This window comes from Streptomyces sp. NPDC044044 (genome assembly GCF_056434405.1).
This window is the reverse complement of record NZ_JBWKFG010000003.1, coordinates 1,002,410-1,021,760: the sequence shown is the minus strand read 5'-3', so window position 1 is coordinate 1,021,760 and position 19,351 is coordinate 1,002,410. Positions and strand designations below refer to the sequence as shown.

The window sequence follows — 19,351 nt, the reverse complement described above, 5'->3', positions numbered from 1 at the left end:
GGTCTCGGTATGCGGGCGCGCCCGGAGGGCCGTTCTGGCTGGTTCAGGCCGAGCGGTCGAGCGCCCGCAGGCTGCGGTCCGTGATGGAGCGGGAGCCGCGGCCGATGGCGATGGTGCCGGACTGGACGAGCTCCTTGATGCCGAAGGGTTCCAGCATCTTGAGCATCGCCTCCAGCTTGTCGCTGGATCCGGTGGCCTCGATGGTGACCGCCTCGGGCGAGACGTCCACGGTCTTGGCGCGGAACAGCTGGACGATCTCGACGATCTGCGAGCGCGTCTCGTTGTCGGCGCGGACCTTGGCGAGGACCAGTTCGCGGGCCACGGCGCCGGACGGCTCGAGTTCGACGATCTTCAGGACGTTGACGAGCTTGTTGAGCTGCTTGGTGACCTGTTCGAGCGGCAGTCCCTCGACGTTCACGACGATGGTGATGCGTGAGATGTCGGGGTGCTCGGTGACGCCCACGGCCAGGGAGTCGATGTTGAAGCCGCGGCGGGAGAACAGGGCGGTGATCCGGGCAAGGACACCGGGCTTGTTCTCGACCAGGACGGAGAGCGTGTGCTTGGTGGACATGACTCTTGGTCTCTCTTTCGCTCTCGGTCTCAGTCGTCTTCGTTGTCGCCGAAGTCGGGGCGGACCCCGCGGGCGGCCATGACCTCGTCGTTCGAGGTGCCCGCGGCGACCATCGGCCAGACCTGGGCGTCCTCGTGGACGATGAAGTCGACCACGACGGGGCGGTCGTTGATGGCGTTGGCCTCGGCGATGACCTTGTCGAGGTCCTCGGGGCGCTCGCAGCGCAGCGCCACGCAGCCCATGGCCTCCGACAGCTTCACGAAGTCCGGGACGCGGGTGCCCTTGTTGGGGCCGATGTCCTCGGGGCCGCTGTGCAGCACGGTGTTGGAGTAACGCTGGTTGTAGAACAGCGTCTGCCACTGGCGGACCATGCCGAGGGCGCCGTTGTTGATGATGGCGACCTTGATCGGGATGTTGTTCAGGGCGCAGGTGGTCAGTTCCTGATTGGTCATCTGGAAGCAGCCGTCGCCGTCGATCGCCCAGACCGTGCGGTCGGGCTCTCCGGCCTTGGCGCCCATCGCGGCCGGGACCGCGTACCCCATCGTTCCCGCGCCGCCGGAGTTGAGCCAGGTGGCGGGCTGCTCGTAGTCGATGAAGTGAGCGGCCCACATCTGGTGCTGGCCGACGCCGGCCGCGAAGATCGTGCCCTCGGGGGCCAGCTTGCCGACGCGCTCGATGACCTGCTGCGGGGAGAGCGAGCCGTCCTCGGGCTGGTCGTAGCCGAGCGGGTAGGTGTCGCGCCAGCGGCTGAGGTCGTTCCACCAGGCGGTGTAGTCGCCCTTCTGCCCGGCGGTGTGCTCGGCCTGGACGGCCTGGATCAGGTCGGCGATGACCTCGCGGGCGTCACCGACGATCGGCACGTCGGCGGCGCGGTTCTTGCCGATCTCGGCCGGGTCGATGTCGGCGTGGACGATCTTCGCGAAGGGCGCGAAGCTGTCCAGCTTGCCGGTGACGCGGTCGTCGAAGCGGGCTCCGAGGGCGACGATCAGGTCGGCCTTCTGTAGCGCGGTGACGGCGGTGACCGCTCCGTGCATGCCCGGCATTCCCACGTGCAGCTCGTGACTGTCGGGGAATGCGCCGAGCGCCATCAGTGTAGTGGTGACGGGCGCTCCGGTGAGTTCTGCGAGGACCTTCAGCTCGGCGGTGGCGTGCGCCTTGATGACGCCGCCGCCGACGTAGAGGACGGGCCGCTTGGCGCCGGTGATCAGCTTGGCGGCCTCGCGGATCTGCTTGGCGTGCGGCTTGGTCACCGGCCGGTAGCCGGGCAGGTCCTGGGTCGGCGGCCACTGGAAGGTGGTCTGCGCCTGGAGGGCGTCCTTGGCGATGTCGACCAGGACAGGGCCCGGACGGCCCGTGGAGGCGATGTGGAAGGCCTCCGCGATCGTCGCCGGGATGTCCTCGGCCTTGGTGACCAGGAAGTTGTGCTTGGTGATCGGCATCGTGATGCCGACGATGTCCGCCTCCTGGAAGGCGTCCGTGCCGATGGCCTTGGAGGCCACCTGGCCGGTGATCGCGACCATGGGCACGGAGTCCATGTGGGCGTCGGCGATCGGCGTGACGAGGTTGGTGGCACCGGGGCCACTCGTCGCCATGCACACCCCGACCTTGCCGGTGGCCTGCGCGTATCCGGTGGCGGCGTGACCGGCGCCCTGCTCGTGTCGGACCAGGATGTGACGGACGCGGGTGGAGTCCATCATCGGGTCGTACGCGGGAAGGATGGCGCCGCCGGGGATGCCGAATACCGTGTCGGCCCCGACTTCCTCGAGAGAACGAATGAGGGACTGCGCACCCGTGACGTGCTCGACGGGGGCGGACTGCTGTCCTGAGGATCGGGGCCGCGGCTGCGGATGGTGGGCCCCGGTGGCCTGCTCGGTCATCGGCATTCTCTTCTCGAAGCTGAGGGTTTGTGCGGGGTGTTTGCGGGGGTTTGGCGGGCGCCAGTGCAACAAAAAACCCCTCGTGCCGTGAGGCAGGCGAGGGGAGCGCGTCGGAGCGGGTGCAGGGATTCCGGTGTTCGGACCGGTGAGTCCCAGCTTCAGCCGACGCGCTTTCCAAGTACGAGAATTCGGGTGCGCATGGCATTGACCCTCTCCCCGGCGCACAGTGCCTGTCAAGTAGGTGGGACGGGGGTCTCATTATGTGAGCGGACGAACGAGTCGACGCCTCCTCCGAACGCCATCGGAGGAGCGCCCGCGAACACCGGCTCCACCGGCCCGTGCGGCACCGGATAGTGCCCGAGCGACAGCGCGCGGCGCAGGCGGTACTCGTCGAGCGGACCGGAGAACGCCATCCCCTGTCCGTGTGTGCAGCCCATCGCGCGCAGGGCGATGACCTGCTCCGGCAGATCGACGCCGTCGGCCACGGAGCGCAGCCCCAGATCGGTGGCGATGCGCAGCAGACCGGCGGTGATCTTGTGCAGGCGCGCGGACTCGACCACTCCTTCAACGAGGCTGCGGTCGAGCTTGAGCACGTCTACAGGGAGCCTCCGCAGTGCGGTGATGGCGGCATAGCCGCTCCCGAAGCCGTCCAGGGCGATACGGACGCCGAGCCTGCGCAGGGACGTCAGACGGCGCTCCAGATCGTCCAGCGGGACTCGTGGGTCACTGTCGGCCAGCTCGATGATGAGCGCGCCGGAGGGCAGCCCGTGCCGGGTCAGGAGCGCCTCGATGGAGCCAAGCGGCATGGAGCGGTCCAGGAGCCGCCGCGCGCTGAGGCGGACGGCGACGGGCGTCGCATGGCCCGTGCGCCCGCGCTCCGCGGCCTGCTGGACGGCTTCCTCCAGCATCCAGCGGCCCAGCTCGGCGGTGCGGGCACCCTCCTGGGAGTCCGAGGTGTCGGCCACGCGCAGGAACTCGGCGGGCGTGAAGAGGATGCCCTGCGCCGAGCGCCAGCGCGCCTGGGCCGCGACGGAGGTGATGCGCCCGTCGTCCAGCGAGACCACCGGCTGGTGCAGCAGCGCGAACTCGCCGTCGTGCAGGGCGGTGCGCAGGCGCGTCGCCAGCTCCGCCTTGCGTACGACATCGGCCTGCATCTGGGGGGCGTACAGCTCGACGCGGCCCTTGCCCGCGGCCTTGGCGCGGTACATCGCCAGGTCGGCGTTGCGGAGCAACTCGCCCGCTCCGATGCCCGGTTCGGCGAAGGCCACGCCGATGGACGCCGCCACACGCACGTCGTTGCCGTCGATCGCGTAGGGCTGGGAGAGGGTGATTCTGAGACGGTCGGCGAGTTCGTAGATGTGCTGCTCGCGTGCGGCCTGGTCGCGGGTGCCGTCACCCACGATCAGCGCGGAGAATTCGTCGCCGCCAAGCCGGGCCGCGCAATCCCCGGACCTGACGGCCTCCTGAAGGCGGCGGGCCGCCTGGATGAGGAGCTCGTCCCCCGCCTGGTGGCCGATGGTGTCGTTGACCGCCTTGAAGCCGTCCAGGTCGATGAAGAGCACGGCCGTGCCCCGGTCGGTGACTCTGCGGCCGGTGAGCGCCTGGCCGACCCGGCGGGTGAACAGGGCGCGGTTGGGCAGGTCGGTGAGCGGGTCGTGCTCGGCGTTGTGCTGCAACTGCGCCTGGAGTCGGACCCGTTCGGTGACGTCCCTGCTGTTGAAGATGAGGCCGCCCTGGTGGCGGTTGACCGTGGATTCCACGTTCAGCCAGTCGCCGCCGCCGGACTTGAAGCGGCACTCGATGCGGGTCGTGGGTTCCTCGATCGGGTTCGCGGTGAGGAATCTGCGGACTTCGTGGACCACGCGGCCCAGGTCCTCGGGGTGCATGAGCGAGGCCAGTTCGGAGCCGACGAGCTCGTCCGCCTCCCGGCCGTACACCCCGGAGGCGGCCGGGCTGACGTAATGCAGGATGCCGTTCGGGGCGGCGATCATGATGACGTCGCTCGAACCCTGCACCAGGGAGCGGAAGTGGTTCTCCTTCTGGGCCAGTTCCTGGGTGAGGGTGATGTTGTCCAGGAGCATGATGCCCTGGCGCACGACCAGGGCGAGCACGACCGTGCCCGCGGTGAAGAGCACGACTTCGTCGACGCTGCGGCCGCTGAGCACGTTGTAGAGAATCCCCAACGTGCAGACGGCCGCCGCCAGATACGGGGTGAGCGCGGCCAGCGATCCGGCGATCGGCCGGGTGGCGGCGGCCCGCGCACCCTTCGGGACGCCGTCGTGCTCCACGCGCGCGTGCTGCGCGTCGTCCGCGTGCTTCTGCCAGGGGGCCGCCCAGGGCGCGTACGCGAGGAGCAGTGAGCCCGCGAACCAGCCCGCGTCCAGCATCTGCCCCGAGCGGTAGCTGGCGTGCAGCAGGGGCGAGGTGAACATCGCGTCGCACATGACGGTCAGCGCGAGGGCGCCGATCGCCGTGTTCACCGCCGTGCGGTTGGCGGAGGATCGTCTGAAGTGCAGCGCGAGGACCATGCTGACCAACGCGATGTCGAGAAGCGGATAGGCGAGCGAGAGCGCAGCGTGCGCGACGCTCTGGCCCTCGAACTGTGCCGTGTGCGCGAGCGCCAGGCTCCAGGAGAGCGTGAGCAGTGAGCCGCCGATGAGCCAGGCGTCGAGCGACAGGCAGACCCAACCAGCCTTGGTCACCGGGCGCTTGGCGAGCACGAGCAGGCCGATGATGGCGGGCGGCGCGAAGCAGAGGAAGAACAGGTCGGCGAGGCCCGGACTCGGCACGGGCTGCTCGAGCACGACCTCGTACCAGCCCCATACGCCGTTGCCCAGGGCCGCCATCGCGGAGGAGAGCGCGAACAGCAGCCACGCGGGTCGAAAGCGGCTTCGTCGGGTGCGTGAGTACCGGAAACAGGAGACCGCGGCGGTCGCCGCCGCGATGCTCAGGCCGAAGTCGCCCATGATCAGGGCGACTCGGGCCGAACCCCAGCCGAGCGCGGCCCCGGTGGCATAGCCGCCGCAGACCACGAGGAGCGTGATCTGGGAGACCAGACCCGCACCGCCGCCGGATGCGGGGCGCCGGGCCAGTGGTGCTCCCGGCGGCATCGGCGCCGTCAGACCTCCGCCGCCCTCCAGGGCGGTGGCGGTCGACGGACGGGTGCTCACCGGGCCGCCCTGGTCCGTGCCGCTCCCGTGTCCGTCCGCCTCCCGTGACTGATCGGCCCCGGGACTTCGAGTGCGTAACCGTCGCGCCGACCGCGAGCCGGTGCGCGTGAGAGTCGCCGCCGGCGGCCTCGTCGCGTCGGATCGTTCGCCCATTGGCCGTACATCGCCCGTCGCCCCCCTCGCGTCTGATGTCTCGTCCCCGGCGCCGAACGGTCCACGGCGCAGCCCCTGTCGGGACGATACACCAGTCTCGTCACTCAGGGACATAGCTTCTCTACGCTCCGTGACTGTCGACGGTGCGGCGGACACGGGCCGCACGCACACGAGTGCGGAGCGTGCGCGAACGAGCCCTGGGCGACTGCGGCTTGGTGCGCTAGTCGGTCGTCAGGACTACGTTGCCAAGGGGTTCCCCGGCGACGTAACGGGTCAGCTGCGCCGCGAGCAGACGCTTGGCGCGGGGCAGGAAGGCGGAGGTCGGTCCGCCCACGTGCGGGCTGATGAGCACTCCAGGAGCGTGCCACAGGGGGTGACCTGCGGGCAGCGGTTCCGGATCGGTGACGTCGAGGGCGGCGTTGATCCGGCCGCTCTCCAGTTCGGCCAGGAGCGCCTCGGTGTCGACGACGGGGCCGCGCGCGACGTTCACGAGCAGGGCGCCGTCCTTCATGCGGGCCAGGAAATCGGCGCTCACCAGGCCACGGGTGGTGTCGGTGAGGGGCGTGGAGAGGACGACCACATCCGCGTCGGCCAGAAGTGCGGGCAGTTCGGCGAGCGGGTGCACGGGGCCGCGCTCCGTGGCACGTGCAGAGCGCGCGACGCGCGCCACCCGCGCGCACTCGAAGGGGGCGAGCCGGTCCTCGATGGCGGAACCGATCGATCCGTATCCCACGATCAGCACGGACTTGTCGGCGAGCGCCGGATGGAACCCGGAGCGCCACTCCTCCTGCCGCTGCCCCTCCACGAACCGGGGGATGCCACGCAAGGACGCGAGGATCAGGGTGAGCGCCAGCTCGGCCGTGCTGGCCTCGTGCACCCCCTGGGCGTTGCACAACTGCACGCCGGGCGCGAGGAACCGGAGCCCGGACTGCATCTGGTCGACGCCCGCGGAGAGCGTCTGCACGGCGCGTACGGACGTCATCTCGGGCAGCGGTCGCACGGCGATCTCCGCACCCGCCAGATAGGGCACCACGTAGAACGCGCAGTCGGCCGGGTCCGCGGGGAAGCCCGGGCCGCCGTCCCAGAAGCGGTAGTTGAGCCCGGCATCGGCTGCGCCGGGCAGGCCTTCGATCTCGTCCGCGGCGTAGGGGAGCCATACATCTTTCGTCATGGTCAGGAGGCTAATGCGCACAGGCCGCACGTCACGTGGCGGGAGGCAGAGGTTACGTTGGGGGCCGCTCTGACATGAGGTGGGGAGGGCACGGCCAGGTGGACCGCAGGACAATCGGCGCGGCAGCGCTCGAGGTGGGTGCGGTCGGTCTCGGCTGCATGCCGATGAACTGGGCGTACACCGGCTCACGGCAGCGGGGCGAGGAGTCGCTGCGCACCGTGCACGCCGCACTCGACCAGGGCTCGACCCTGCTGGACACGGCGGACATGTACGGACCGTTCACCAACGAGCTGCTTGTGGGGCGGGCGCTGAAGGAGCGGCGCGCCGAGGCCTTCGTGTCCACCAAGTGCGGGCTCCTGGTGGGCGAGCAGCACATCGTCGCCAACGGCCGCCCCGGTTATGTGAAGCGGGCCTGCGACGCGTCGCTGCGGCGGCTGCAGACCGAGACGATCGACCTGTACCAGTTGCACCGTGCCGATCCCGAGGTGCCCGTGGAGGAGACCTGGGGCGCGATGGCCGAGCTCGTCGCCGCGGGGAAGGTGCGGGCGCTCGGGCTGTGCGCGGTGGGGGCCCGTGCCTCGCGGCGCGAGGGCAGAGGGCTGCACGAGGGGACCATCCGGCAGCTGGAGCGGGTCCAGCAGGTCTTCCCGGTCGGCGCGGTGGAGGCCGAGCTCTCGGTGTGGTCGCGGGAGGCGCTGGAGACGCTGCTGCCGTGGTGCGCGGCGCGCGGGATCGGCTTCCTGGCGGCGATGCCGCTGGGGAACGGTTTCCTCACGGGGACGCTGACGCCGGGGCAGGGCTTCGAGCCGGACGACGTGCGGGCCCGGCATCCCCGTTTCACCGCCGAGATGATGGCGGCCAACCAGCCGCTGGTGGTGGGCCTGCGCCGGGTGGCCGAGCGGCACGGGGCATCGCCGGCGCAGGTGGCGCTGGCGTGGGTGCTCGCGCAGGGGCGCGACGTGGTGCCGATCCCCGGGGCCAAGCGGGAGCGCTGGGCGGTGCAGAACGCGGGGGCGGCTGCGCTGCGGCTGACCTCGGCCGACCTGGCGGAGATCGCGGCACTGCCTTCGGCCATGGGATCGTGGGACTGACCATGCGCTCGTGGGACTGACGTCCCCGAGTCGGCGGAGCCGGGTTGGGAACCTGTGGGGATCGAGCGGTGTATGAACAGTAGAAGCGCTGCGTCGAAGGGAACCTGATCGTGCAACGACCTGCTGTCACAGCCGTATTGGCTGCCGCTGCCCTGGTGCTCACGGCCGGTTGCTCATCCGGGGGCTCGGACGCTCCGGACAACGGAAAGAGCGCCGAGTCGAGCCCCGCCACGTCCGATGGGACGTCCACGGGAAAGCCGCGCGCCGGCGACACCCCACCGGAAAAGGGATCGGCGACAGTCACCAAGACACTCACCGAGGACCTGAAGTCGCCGTGGGGCCTCGCACCGCTGCCCGGCGGGGACCTGCTGGTGTCCTCACGCGACGAGGGGACCATCACCCGCGTCGACGGCAAGACGGGCAAGAAGACCGAACTGGGCGCGGTCCCCGGCGTCTCCCCCGCCGGCGAGGGCGGCCTGATGGGCCTGGCGCTCTCTCCTTCGTACGCATCGGACCACATGGTCTACGCGTACTTCACCACCGAGTCGGACAACCGCATCGCCCGCATGCTGTACGACGAGAAGAAGCCCTCGGGCCAGCAGCTGGGCGCGCCCGACACGGTCTTCAAGGACATCCCCAAGGGCGTCGTGCACAACGGCGGCAGGATCGCCTTCGGCCCGGACAAAATGCTGTACGCGGGCACGGGCGAGACGGGTGACACGGGCCTGGCCCAGGACAAGAAGTCGCTGGGCGGCAAGATCCTGCGCCTGACCCCGGACGGCGAGCCGGCCCCCGACAACCCCTTCGGCGACTCCCCCGTCTATTCGCTCGGCCACCGCAATGTGCAGGGCCTGGCCTGGGACGAGGAGAAGCGGCTCTGGGCGGCGGAGTTCGGCCAGGACACCTGGGACGAACTGAACGAGATCAAGGCCGGCGACAACTACGGCTGGCCGGAGGTGGAAGGCAAGGGCGACAAGGACGGCTTCCACGACCCCCTGGCCCAGTGGAAGACCTCGGAGGCCTCTCCCAGCGGCATCGCCTACGCCGAGGGCTCGATCTGGATGGCGGGCCTGCGCGGCGAGCGCCTGTGGCGCATTCCGGTCCGCGGTGTGGACGGCACCGTGGAGCCCCAGTCCTTCCTGAAGGGCGAGCACGGACGCCTGCGCACGGTCGTCGCGGCGGGCGGCGACAAGCTGTGGCTGGTGACGAACGAGACGGATTCCCGGGGCACCCCGGAGAAGGGGGACGACAAGATCCTTGAGGTGACGGTGAAATAGGGCGAGGGGGCGAGCGGGCTACTTCTCGGACGAGGGCGAGAGCGGGGACGAGGGGTCAGGCTCCGGCTCGGCGTCCACCGCAGAATCAGGCTCGGGAGCGGCGTCCACCGCAGGATCCGGCTCGGCACCGGCGTCCACCGCTGGATCCGCCTCCGCGTCAGCGATCTTCGCGTCGGCGGCCGTCGCGGGATCCAGGTCGGGCTCCGTCTCCGCCTGCTGCGGCACCCTCACCACCACCTTGCCCGAGGTCAGGTCTATCGGGCCGCGGCCCGGGTCGCCGTCGGCCACGTCGACCCGGCTCAGCTCCAGCCGCTTCTGCTCGTCGTCCGTGTGTTTGCGGCCGGGCTGGAAAAGCTCGATCGGGTTGAACACTGCGCCTCCTGGCGGCCGGGTTCCTTCTACCAGCGTAAGCGAGGCACTCCGGAACCCATCTGGGCTGGGAAAGCGCAGGTCAGCCCGGGTAAGGCCAGGTCAGCCCAGGTCAGCCAGTCGACTGTGCGCGTTCCGCGCGTTCCGCAGGGAACAGCCGCAGGCGGTGGGCCAGGGCCGCCGCCTCGCCCCGGCCGGCGACGCCCAGCTTGGCGAGGATGTTGGAGACGTGGACGCTCGCCGTCTTCGGGGAGATGAAGAGCTCCTCGGCGATCTGGCGGTTGCTGCGGCCCGCGGCGACGCGCCGGAGCACGTCCCGCTCCCGGCTGGTGAGACCGAGTGCCTCGGCGGGGTCGACCGGGGTGAGGCGGGCCCTCGCGGTCTCGTGGGCCTGGGTTTGCTCGTCGTCGTTCAGGGTGAGGCGGGCGCGCTGGGCGAGCCCCACGACGGACTCGGCGAGGGGCCGGGCCCCCAGCCGCTCGGCGGCCTCACGGGCTTGGCGCAGCAGACCGGCGGCACGCTCGCGATCCGGTTCGGCGGCTGCTCCCGCGCCCGCTCCGGCAGAGGTCGCGAGGAGGGACTCGGCCAGGCGCAGGCGGGTGCGGGCGAGGTCGTAGGGGCGGCCGAGGGGTTCGAACGCGGTGACCGCGGCGGACCAGTCGGCGGGGGTGTCGCGGTCCTCGGCGCGCAGGAGTTCGGCGCGTACCCACGTCTCGTGGGCGGCCCAGACCGGCATGGGTGAGGGGAGTTTCCTGGCGGCTCGGCGGATGCTGTCGATGGCCTCGGTCCGGCCGGGCTCGGCTGCGGGCAGGCCGCGCGTATCGGCCTCCGAGGTGGCGGCGGCGAGCAGCAGGGGCCAGGTGTAGCGCTGGGTGCCGGGCGGGAAGCCCTTCGCCAGGGCCTGTTCGAGCGCGGCGCGCGCGGCGGCGGCGCCGGCCGCGCGGTCGGGGTCGGCCGCCGCGATGCCGAGGGCGGCGGTGACCATGGGCAGGGAGTACTGCGGCATGAGGGCGTGGTGCGTGCCGTAGTCGCTGCGGGCCACGGCCAGTTGGGCGGCGGCTTCGGACACGTCACCGCGGGCAAGGGCTATGCAGGCGAGCCGCAGGGCCGCGCCGGCCCGTGGTTTGACGCTGAGCGCACCACGGCGGGCCGCCTCGGAGGCGTCGACCGCCTCGTCCCAACGGCCAAGGGATTCAAGGGTCTCCGCCTTGTTGACCTGGACCCAGCTCTCGGTGTCCGTGAGTCCGTACTTCCGGCAGAGCGCGAGGCCCTGGTCGCCGACCTCCAGGGACTCCAGGGAACGGCCCGCGCCTTCGAGCACGGAGGGCAGGTTGACGTGGATGTGCGGGATGCGGGAGACCAGGCCGGGTGGTGCCACGCAGCGGTCCCTGACCGCGTACATCTCCGCGAATCCCTGCTCGACGTCGCCCGCGTCGACCAGGAGGCCGCCGTAGATGAGCCGGGCGTTGAGTTCGATCTCCTCGGCCTTGACCATCCGGGCGTATTCGACGGCTCGTTGGGCCGCCGCAAGGGTCTCCTCGCCGGGGTTGTGGAGCATGCCCCAGGAGGCGACGTTGGTGAGCACCTCGGCATGCACCTCGGACGGCGGCTGGCCGCGGACCAGTTCCTGGGCGGTGGCGATCTCCGCCCAGCCGTCACCGCGGCCGAGCGTCGAGGTGAGCCGGGAGCGCTGGATCCAGAACCAGGCGGAGCGCAGGGGATCCTGCTCCTCCTCCAGGAGCCGCAGCGCGCGCTTGGTGATCTTCAGGGCGCGTTCCCGCTCCCCGCAGAGGCGTCCCGCGACGGCGGCCTCCGCCATGAGGTCGAGATAGCGCAGCGGGGTGGTGGCGGGGTCGCAGCCGCAGGGCGGATAGACCTCGGCGTAGTCGAGGGGGCGCAGTTCGAGGCGGATGTCCTCGGGGGCGTCGTCCCACAGCTCCATCGCGCGTTCGAGGAGCCGCAGTTGCTCGGAGTACGCATAGCGGCGGCGGGCCTCGACGGAGGCCCGCAGGACGGCGGGCAGGGCCTTCGCCGCGTCGTGCGCGTGGTACCAGTAGCTGGCGAGGCGGGCGGCGCGCTGGTCGGCGGCGACGAGTGAGGGGTCGGCCTCCAGGGCCGTGGCGAACCGGCGGCTGATCCGGGAGCGTTCACCGGGCAGCAGGTCGTCGCCGACGGCCTCGCGCACCAGGGAGTGCCGGAAGCGGTAGCCGTCGCCGTCGGGCGACGGCAGCAGGATGTTGGCGCCGACGGCGGCCCGAAGGGCCTCGATCAGGTCGTCCTCGGCGAGCCCGGCGACCGCGGCCAGCAGCGGGTACTCGACGGTCGAGCCGCCCTCGGCGACGATCCTGGCCACCCGCTGGGTGTCCTCGGGCAGCTCCTCGACGCGTACGAGGAGCAGATCGCGCAGGGAGTCGGTGAGGCTCGCGCAACTGCCGCCGTGCGAGGCGACGGCGAGCTCCTCGACGAAGAAGGCGTTGCCGTCCGAGCGGTCGAAGATGTCGTCCACCAGGGTCTGCGCGGGCTCGGCGCTGAGGATCCCGGCCATCTGCCGGGCGACCTCGACCTTGCTGAAGCGGGCGAGTTCGATGCGGCGCACCGTGCGCAGCCGGTCCAGCTCGGCGAGGAGGGGGCGCAGCGGGTGGCGGCGGTGGATGTCGTCGGCGCGGTAGGTGGCGACGACGACGAGGCTGCCGCTGCGCAGCGTGCGGAAGAGGTAGGCGAGGAGGTGCCTGGTCGAGGCGTCGGCCCAGTGCAGGTCCTCCAGGGCGATGACCACGGGGCGGTCGGCGGCGAGCCGCTCCAGGAGGCGGGCCGTCAGCTCGAAGAGGCGGGCCATGCCTTCCTCGTCGTGCTGGGCGTCGGTGCCGCGGCGGCGCTGCGGGGCCTCGCCCAGTTCGGGCAGGAGCCGGGCGAGCTCGCCCTCCTGGTCGGCGGCCGCGGCGTCCACCTCGTCCGGGAGCTGGCGGCGCAGGGAGCGCAGGGCACTGGAGAAGGGGGCGAAGGGCAGGCCGTCCGCGCCGATCTCGACACAGCCGCCGAGCGCGACGACGGCACCTTCGGCGCGGGCCGCCGCGGTGAACTCCTCGATGAGACGGGTCTTTCCGACGCCCGCCTCGCCGCCGAGCAGCAATGCCTGCGGCTCGCCCGTGCCGGGGGTCCTCCCCTTGGCACGGGCGAGCGCGTCGTTCAGAACGCCCAGCTCATCGGCGCGGCCGACGAACACGGGGCTTACGGACCTGGTCTCCACAGCGGTGAGCATCGCACAGGGTGCGAGCCTTGCGGCAGCGGATATCCCGAGCACCCGGGCCGACGCCCCTGCCTTCATCACGCGGCCCGCGTGAAGCGGGTCCTGCGCCGGTCGGTACTCACCCGCCCCTCGGCTTCCTGGCGGGCCGAGCGGCGCTCGGCGCGGGCCGCCTTGGCCTCGCGGGCCTCGCGCAGGAGGCGGCGGCGGTCGGCCTCACGGGCGAGCTCGGCGGCGCGGAGCTGGTGCATCTCGTACTCGAACATGTCGACTCCCTGGTCTGATCTGACGTCCGGTGTCCGGGGGTCCGGGCTCCGGGGTCCGATCTGGCTTCTGGTTGGGGCTTCGCTTTCTGCGATGCCCTTACTTTCGTCTGCCAGGCAGGGGTGGCACATCGGGAGAGTGCCGCATCTTGAGGAGGTGGGGGGCCTTAGGGAGGCGGGAGGGGGCCTTAGGGAGGCCCTACCCACCTCCTAAGGCAGGCCCTCAGCACGCAGAACGCCGGTGGGGCTGACCTCAGCCCCACCGGCGTACGCACACTCCGCTGCCATCAACTCGTCGACGGCAGTCCGTAAATCAAGTCCGAGTACTTCGCGATGGCCAGCAGCAGGCCGATGACGCCCAGGGCGACACCCGCCCAGGCCACCGACTTGATCCACGGCGCCTGGACCTGGTCGGGCGCGCCGAACGCGGGCCTGACCAGGACGACGAACCCGACGACCAGCGCGGCGAGCGCGAAGGCTCCGGCGATCAGCGCCGTGACCTGCCAGGAGTCGCCGTACAGGGCCTGGATCTGGTCGGCGACGCTCGCCGACTGCTTGGTCTCCAGCTGCCCGACGATGTTCGAGCGTGCGGCGGCGACCGTGCCGAGCCAGCCGCCGGACAGACCGATCACACCGAGAGCGGCGGATACGACGGCCGCGGCGCCCTGGAACACGCCACCGGACTTGGCCGGAGCGACCTCCTCGACCACGACGAGCTCATCGGCGTCGTCGTCATCGTCGGCCTCGACGGCGTCGTCGGCCGCCGTGGACTTGTCCACCTTGACGGCGTCCGCCTTGGTGTCGTCCTTGGTGTCGCCCTTGGCGTCCGTGGTGTCCGCAGCGTCCGGCTCTGCGGGCTTTGCGGCCGCCTCGGCCGCGGTCTCGTCCTCTGTCTTAGTTCCCATGCTCCGCACCGTACGGACGGAGTCTGAGAGCTTTCTTAACGAGCGGCGCGACCGGCGTCGGCATCCGCCTCGCGCACCTCGCGCGCCTTCCGCCACTCCGGCGCGAGCACCGACCACACCTCCATGTCGTGCCGCACCCCCTGCCAGGGGAAGCTCTCCCGCAGCACCCCGTCCTTGGTCATCCCGAGCCGCTTGGCCACCGCGATGCTGGGGGCGTTCGCGGAGGAGGCGAGCCACTCCACGCGGTGCATGCCGCGCGTGTCCACGGCCCAGTCGATGAGCACCCGGCTCGCCCTGGTGATCAGACCGCGTCCGGCGGCCGATGGCTCCAGCCAGACGCCGATCTCGCAGCTCTCGTTCGCCGTGTCGAAGATCCGGAAGAGCACCCCGCCGACGAGCGTGCCGTCCAGCCAGATGCCGTAGAGCCGCCCGGTGTCGGCGGCCTGCTTGTCGGCGAAGATCTGGAGCCGCTCCCGGGCCGACGCGAGGTCCGTCGTCAGCGCGGTCAGGGGGACCCACGGCCCCGCGTACTCACGGGCCCGATCGACGTGCGTGAGGAACTCCTGCGCCTGCCACGGCTCGATGGGCCTCAGTTCAGCGCCCTCGCCCAGCGATATCGCGAACATCCCGCTCCTTCAGTCCGTCCGGCTCCACGACCGGTGCGTCGTGCGTCTCCCGTTGTTCCGGGATCCTCGCACCCACGACGACCGAATTCGAACGACATTCCGGCGGCTCGATGCTGATGCGCGGCAGCCAGCGGTCGAGGCCGCGCGGCAGCCACCAGTTGGCGCCGCCCAGCATGTGCATCAGGGCCGGCACCAGCAACGTACGCAGGACGAAGGCGTCGAGCGCGACGGCCGCCGCGAGGCCGATGCCGAACATCGCGATGACCCGGTCGCCGCTGAGGACGAAGGCGAGGAAGACCGAAATCATGATCACGGCCGCGGAGTTGATCACGCGGCTCGTCTCGGCGAGGCCGACGCGGACGGCCCGCCGGTTGTCGCCGGTCTCCAGCCACTCCTCGTACATCCGGCTGACCAGGAAGACCTGGTAGTCCATGGAGAGCCCGAAGAGGACGGACACCATGATCACGGGCAGGAAGGGTTCGATCGGTCCTGCGGCGCCGAGGCCGAGCAGCTCGCTCCCCCAGCCCCACTGGAAGATCGCGACGACGACCCCGAAGGCCGATGCCACCGCCGCCACGTTCATCGCGGCGGCCTTCAGCGGGATGCCGATGGACCGGAAGGCGAGAAGGAGCAGGACGCAGCCGAGGCCGATGACCACGCCCACGAAGAGTGGCAGCTTGCCGACGATGATCTCCGCGAAGTCGTCGTAGCTCGCGGTGACGCCGCCGACCTGCAGGTCGAGCGAGGTGTCGGCCTCGGCCACGGGCAGCACGTCGTCGCGCAGCCGGTCGACGAGATCGCTGGTGCGCTCGGACTGGGGGGACGAGTCCGGTACGAGGGTGACGTAGGCGGCGGTGCCGTCGGCGTCGTACGTGACGGGGCTGACGGAGGCGACGCCCTTGGTCGACTCGAGCGTGGGGACGAGGTTGGTGAGGGCGAGCCGGTCGCCCGCTGTGTGGACGTCGGTGACCAGCGTGAGCGGGCCGTTCACGCCGGGGCCGAAGCCGTCAGCCAGCAGGTCGTAGGCCTGGCGTGTGGTGGCCGACGCCGGATTGTTGCCCTGGTCGGACGTGCCCAGGTGCAGGGAGAGCGTGGGCAGGGCGAGCAGCGCCATCACGGCGATGGCGACGCCGCCGAGCAGCTTGGGGTGCCGCTCGACGAAGGCGGACCAGCGGGCGGCGAGCCCGGTGGGCACCTCCGGAGCGGGTCCGTGCTCGGCGAGCGCGCGCCGTTCGCGGCGGCTGAGCGCGCGCGGCCCGATCCAGGACAGGAGGGCGGGGAGCAGCGTCACGGACGCGGCGACCGTGAGGAGCACGGTCAGCGAGCCCGCGATCGCGACGCCGTTGAGGAAGCTGAGCCGCAGGATGAGCATGCCGAGCAGGGCGATGCACACGGTGGCGCCCGCGAAGACGACCGCGCGCCCGGTGGTGGCGACCGCCCGTTCCGCGGCGACGGCCACCGGAAGGCCCTGCTTGAGGCCCTTGCGGTGTCTGGTCACGATGAACAGCGCGTAGTCGATGCCCACGCCGAGCCCGATCAGGGTGCCCAGCATCGGGGCGAAGTCCGCGACGGTCATGAGGTGCCCGAGCAGCACGATGCCCGCGTACGCCGTGCCGACCGACACCAGCGCCGTGGCGATGGGCAGGATCGAGGCGGCGAGCGAGCCGAAGGCGAGGAAGAGCACGACGGCGGCCACGGCGACCCCGACGATCTCGGCGGTCTGCGCGCTCTTGGACTCGGTGAGGCCGACGGCGCTGCCGCCGAGCTCGACGTCCAGGCTGTCCGACGCGGCGGCCTTCGCGGTGTCGACGAGGGCCTGCGCGTCCGCCTTGTCGATGGCGTCGGCCTGCTCGTGGAAGGTGACGTTCGCGTACGCGATGCGGGCGTCGTCACTGATCTGTGCGGCGCCGCGCTCCGTGTACGGACTGCTGACGGAGGCCACCGCGGGCATGTGCCCGATCTTGTCGAGGGCGTCGGTCATCGTCTGCTCGACGTCGGCCGCGCGCACCGTGGTGCCCGCCTCGGTCCGCCAGGCGACGGTGTCGCTGTCGCCGCCGAGGCCTTCGAAGCCCTCGTTCAGGAGCTGGGTCGCGCGGCCCGACTCGGTGCCCGGCACGTCGTAGTCGTTCGAGTACGCGGATCCGGCGACGGCCGCGGCGCTCGCCGCGCCGCCGAGGGCGACGAGCCAGAGCAGTACTGCCAGGAGGCGGTGTTTCACACACCACCGTGCGAGTGCTGCCACTGACCGGCTCCCTGATGTGGTTCGTGGATCTTTATCGGGAACAGTCTTGAATGACCTGAACAGCCCGCAAAGAACGCATGAGCGATGACATAAGCGCCAGGGACACTTTGGCAGCACCTGGAGATCGTTGGACCGCTTCGTGGCTTTCCTCACAAGAGCACAAAAGGCGTGCGAGGCCCCACCGGGACCTCGCACACCTTCCTGGGACTCCTCGGAACCGGGGATGTCAGCCCGACACGCTCGCGCGTCCGTTCTCTATGTGACCCATCAGGCGCCGCCGGAAGGCGGGCTCGCCCACCGCCGTGACCTCGACGTCGTACCAGCCGTGCTCGTCGTCCGTGTGCCAGGCGATCGTGCGGCTGCTGCCCGCCTTGACGCGGACGACCCGCGTGCGCGACCTGACGTGACGTTCCGGGACATATCCGACAGGCTCGACCTTGAAGACGAGCTCCTTGCGGCCCCGGTTGGCCAGTGTGACGTGGATCTCCCGACGGGTGATCGCGGAGGCGAGCTGCGCACCGCCGTCCTTGCCGCCCGCGAACTCGCGCCGGAAGCCGTTCGGCCCCGTGATCGTGAAGGCGTACGCGTCCTTGGCCACCGGAACGGTCCAGGAGCCCTCGCGTACGACGTCCTGGTGCTGCGGGGCCGTGAACTCGTCCGCGTACGGATAGAGCGCGAAGTGCGCGCTGGAGCGGCCGCCGTTGCGCAGCCGCACCGACAGTGCGCCGCCCTCGCCCGGCTTCACGTACGCGTCGGGCTGGTAGGGCAGCGGGCGGGCGCGGCGGGTGCCGGGCTCCTGCTCCGGCATGGACTGCTTCAGGGGCGGCTGCGGGGACCAGCGGCCGCTGAACTCCGGGATGGCGCCGGGCTGTTCCACCTCGGGCTGCCGGTGGCCGCGCTTGAAGTCGAAGGCGCCGGTGAGATCACCGGTGACCTTGCGGCGCCAGGCGCTGATGTTGGGTTCGCGCACGCCGGTCCACTTCTCCAGGAAGCGCACGACGGAGGTGTGGTCGAAGACCTCGGAGCAGACATAGCCGCCGACGGTCCAGGGCGAGACGACGAGCATGGGGACGCGCGCGCCGAGGCCGGTGGGCTTCCCCTCCCAGCGCTCCTCCTTCGCCTCGGCGCTGTCGCCGCCGGGCACGGGCGGCGGGACGTGGTCGAAGAATCCGTCGTTCTCGTCGTAGTTGATGAAGACGGCGGTGCGGCGCCAGACCTCGGGGTGCGAGGCGAGGGCGTCGAGGACCTTGTAGACGATGGTCGCGCTGTGGATCGGCGAGGAGACGCTGGGGTGCTCGGAGTCCTGGGCGGAGGGCACCAGGTAACTCACCTTCGCCAGCTTGCCGCCCGCGACGTCCTTGGCGAACTCGTCGGCGAGCTTGCCGGTGGGCACGCGCCGCAGGCCGCGCTCGAAGAGCGAGCGCTCCTTCTTGGTGAGGGTGGCGACGCCCTCCTCCAGGGTGGCGAGCAGCTTCGCGCGCTCGGCGTCGTCCTTGGCGTCGCGCACCTTGGCGTAGAAGGCCTCCATGAAGGTCAGGCCGGTCTTGGCCAGGACCTTGCGGGCGATGGCCTTGAAGGTGGTGAAGAACTCGATCTGGTTGTCGGTGAAGTTCTCCCACTCGGTGTACGTCTGCCAGCTCACGCCCGCCTTCTCCAGGCGCTCGGCGTACGTCCCCCAGTCGTATCCGGGGTGCGTCCCCTCGGCGTACGCGTCGTTCTCGACGGCCCGCTTGCCGTTCGCCTCGTAGCCCGTTTTGCCGCTCCACAGGTGGTTGCGGTTGGGGCTCGTGGAGGTGTGGATGGATGAGTGGTAGGCGTCGCAGACCGTGAAGGTGTCGGCGAGTTCGTAGTGCAGCGGGATGTCGTCACGCGTGTAGTACGCCATGGTCGCGGCGGTCTTGGCGGTGATCCAGCCGTCCATCCAGCCGTCGTGCCAGGCCTTGGCGCCGCCGCTCCAGGAGTGGTCGAGGGCGCCGATGTACTGCAGGTCCTTCTTCTGCGCCGCGGCGGCCTCGCGGACGGGGAAGGGCATGACCGTGCGCAGCACGCCCGGCTGCTCGAACACGGACTTCCCGCCCGGGAGCCGGATGGCGTTGCGGTCGCCGAAGCCGCGTACGCCGCGCAGGGCGCCGAAGTAGTGGTCGAAGGACCTGTTCTCCTGCATGAGGATGACGACGTGCTCGATCGAGTCGAGCCCGCCGCTGCCGGGTTTGTGCCGGTCCTGTGCCAGTGCCTGCTGCAACGACGGCGGCAGGAAGGATCCGACGGCGGCGGCGCCGAGTGCGCCACCGCCGACTGCCATCAGCCGCCTGCGCGAAATCTCCGGGGACACGTACGACCTCCAGTCGACGGCCAATGGTTCTCCGCTGATCCATTGACCTGCTCCGCCGGG

Annotated in this window: 13 protein-coding genes; 2 read left to right on the top strand and 11 right to left on the bottom strand. The window is 70.9% G+C overall.

The features are described from left to right. Nucleotides 1-43: 43 nt before the first annotated feature. The 4 genes from ilvN to AC07AG_RS15535 form a co-directional block, all read right to left on the bottom strand. The gene (ilvN, locus tag AC07AG_RS15550) at nucleotides 44-571 is read right to left on the bottom strand and encodes an acetolactate synthase small subunit (RefSeq protein ID WP_478755431.1); all 528 of its coding nucleotides are present in this window, start codon (nucleotides 569-571) and stop codon (nucleotides 44-46) included. Between the two features lie 29 nt (nucleotides 572-600). Further along, complete coding sequence (locus AC07AG_RS15545) at nucleotides 601-2,448, bottom strand: acetolactate synthase large subunit (protein ID WP_478755429.1); 1,848 nt, start codon at nucleotides 2,446-2,448, stop codon at nucleotides 601-603. A gap of 233 nt (nucleotides 2,449-2,681) precedes the next feature. Continuing rightward, nucleotides 2,682-5,558, bottom strand: a complete 2,877-nt coding sequence (locus AC07AG_RS15540) for a putative bifunctional diguanylate cyclase/phosphodiesterase (protein ID WP_478755594.1) — start codon at nucleotides 5,556-5,558, stop codon at nucleotides 2,682-2,684. Nucleotides 5,559-5,991: 433 nt separating this feature from the next. Next, complete coding sequence (locus tag AC07AG_RS15535) at nucleotides 5,992-6,942, bottom strand: 2-hydroxyacid dehydrogenase (protein ID WP_478755427.1); 951 nt, start codon at nucleotides 6,940-6,942, stop codon at nucleotides 5,992-5,994. A gap of 98 nt (nucleotides 6,943-7,040) precedes the next feature. Here AC07AG_RS15535 and AC07AG_RS15530 point away from each other — a divergent pair, with 98 nt between their 5' ends. Next, on the top strand, nucleotides 7,041-8,033 hold the full coding sequence (locus AC07AG_RS15530; protein WP_478755425.1) for an aldo/keto reductase: 993 nt from the start codon (nucleotides 7,041-7,043) through the stop codon (nucleotides 8,031-8,033). Between the two features lie 104 nt (nucleotides 8,034-8,137). Then, entirely contained in the window at nucleotides 8,138-9,310 is a 1,173-nt protein-coding gene (locus AC07AG_RS15525) for a PQQ-dependent sugar dehydrogenase (protein ID WP_478755592.1), read from the top strand. A gap of 18 nt (nucleotides 9,311-9,328) precedes the next feature. On the opposite strand, the gene AC07AG_RS15520 is transcribed toward AC07AG_RS15525, so the two are convergent. From AC07AG_RS15520 to AC07AG_RS15490, 7 genes are all read right to left on the bottom strand, one after another. Further along, nucleotides 9,329-9,682, bottom strand: coding sequence for a DUF6191 domain-containing protein (locus AC07AG_RS15520; protein WP_478755423.1), 354 nt, complete (start codon nucleotides 9,680-9,682; stop codon nucleotides 9,329-9,331). Nucleotides 9,683-9,791: 109 nt separating this feature from the next. Beyond that, nucleotides 9,792-12,938, bottom strand: coding sequence for a helix-turn-helix transcriptional regulator (locus AC07AG_RS15515; protein WP_478755421.1), 3,147 nt, complete (start codon nucleotides 12,936-12,938; stop codon nucleotides 9,792-9,794). Between the two features lie 65 nt (nucleotides 12,939-13,003). Beyond that, nucleotides 13,004-13,189, bottom strand: a complete 186-nt coding sequence (locus AC07AG_RS15510; protein ID WP_478755419.1) for a hypothetical protein — start codon at nucleotides 13,187-13,189, stop codon at nucleotides 13,004-13,006. A 284-nt stretch (nucleotides 13,190-13,473) separates the two neighbouring features. Further along, the gene (locus tag AC07AG_RS15505; RefSeq protein WP_478755417.1) at nucleotides 13,474-14,091 is read right to left on the bottom strand and encodes a hypothetical protein; all 618 of its coding nucleotides are present in this window, start codon (nucleotides 14,089-14,091) and stop codon (nucleotides 13,474-13,476) included. Between the two features lie 35 nt (nucleotides 14,092-14,126). Beyond that, nucleotides 14,127-14,717: a GNAT family N-acetyltransferase gene (locus tag AC07AG_RS15500; protein WP_478755415.1), complete on the bottom strand. Its 591-nt coding sequence runs from the start codon at nucleotides 14,715-14,717 to the stop codon at nucleotides 14,127-14,129. Continuing rightward, nucleotides 14,686-16,959, bottom strand: coding sequence for an MMPL family transporter (locus AC07AG_RS15495; protein WP_478755413.1), 2,274 nt, complete (start codon nucleotides 16,957-16,959; stop codon nucleotides 14,686-14,688). Before AC07AG_RS15495 ends, AC07AG_RS15500 begins: the two co-directional genes overlap by 32 nt. A gap of 226 nt (nucleotides 16,960-17,185) precedes the next feature. Continuing rightward, a complete protein-coding gene (locus AC07AG_RS15490) occupies nucleotides 17,186-19,291 on the bottom strand; it encodes a phosphocholine-specific phospholipase C (protein WP_478755411.1) in 2,106 nt (701 codons plus the stop codon). Nucleotides 19,292-19,351: the final 60 nt, after the last annotated feature.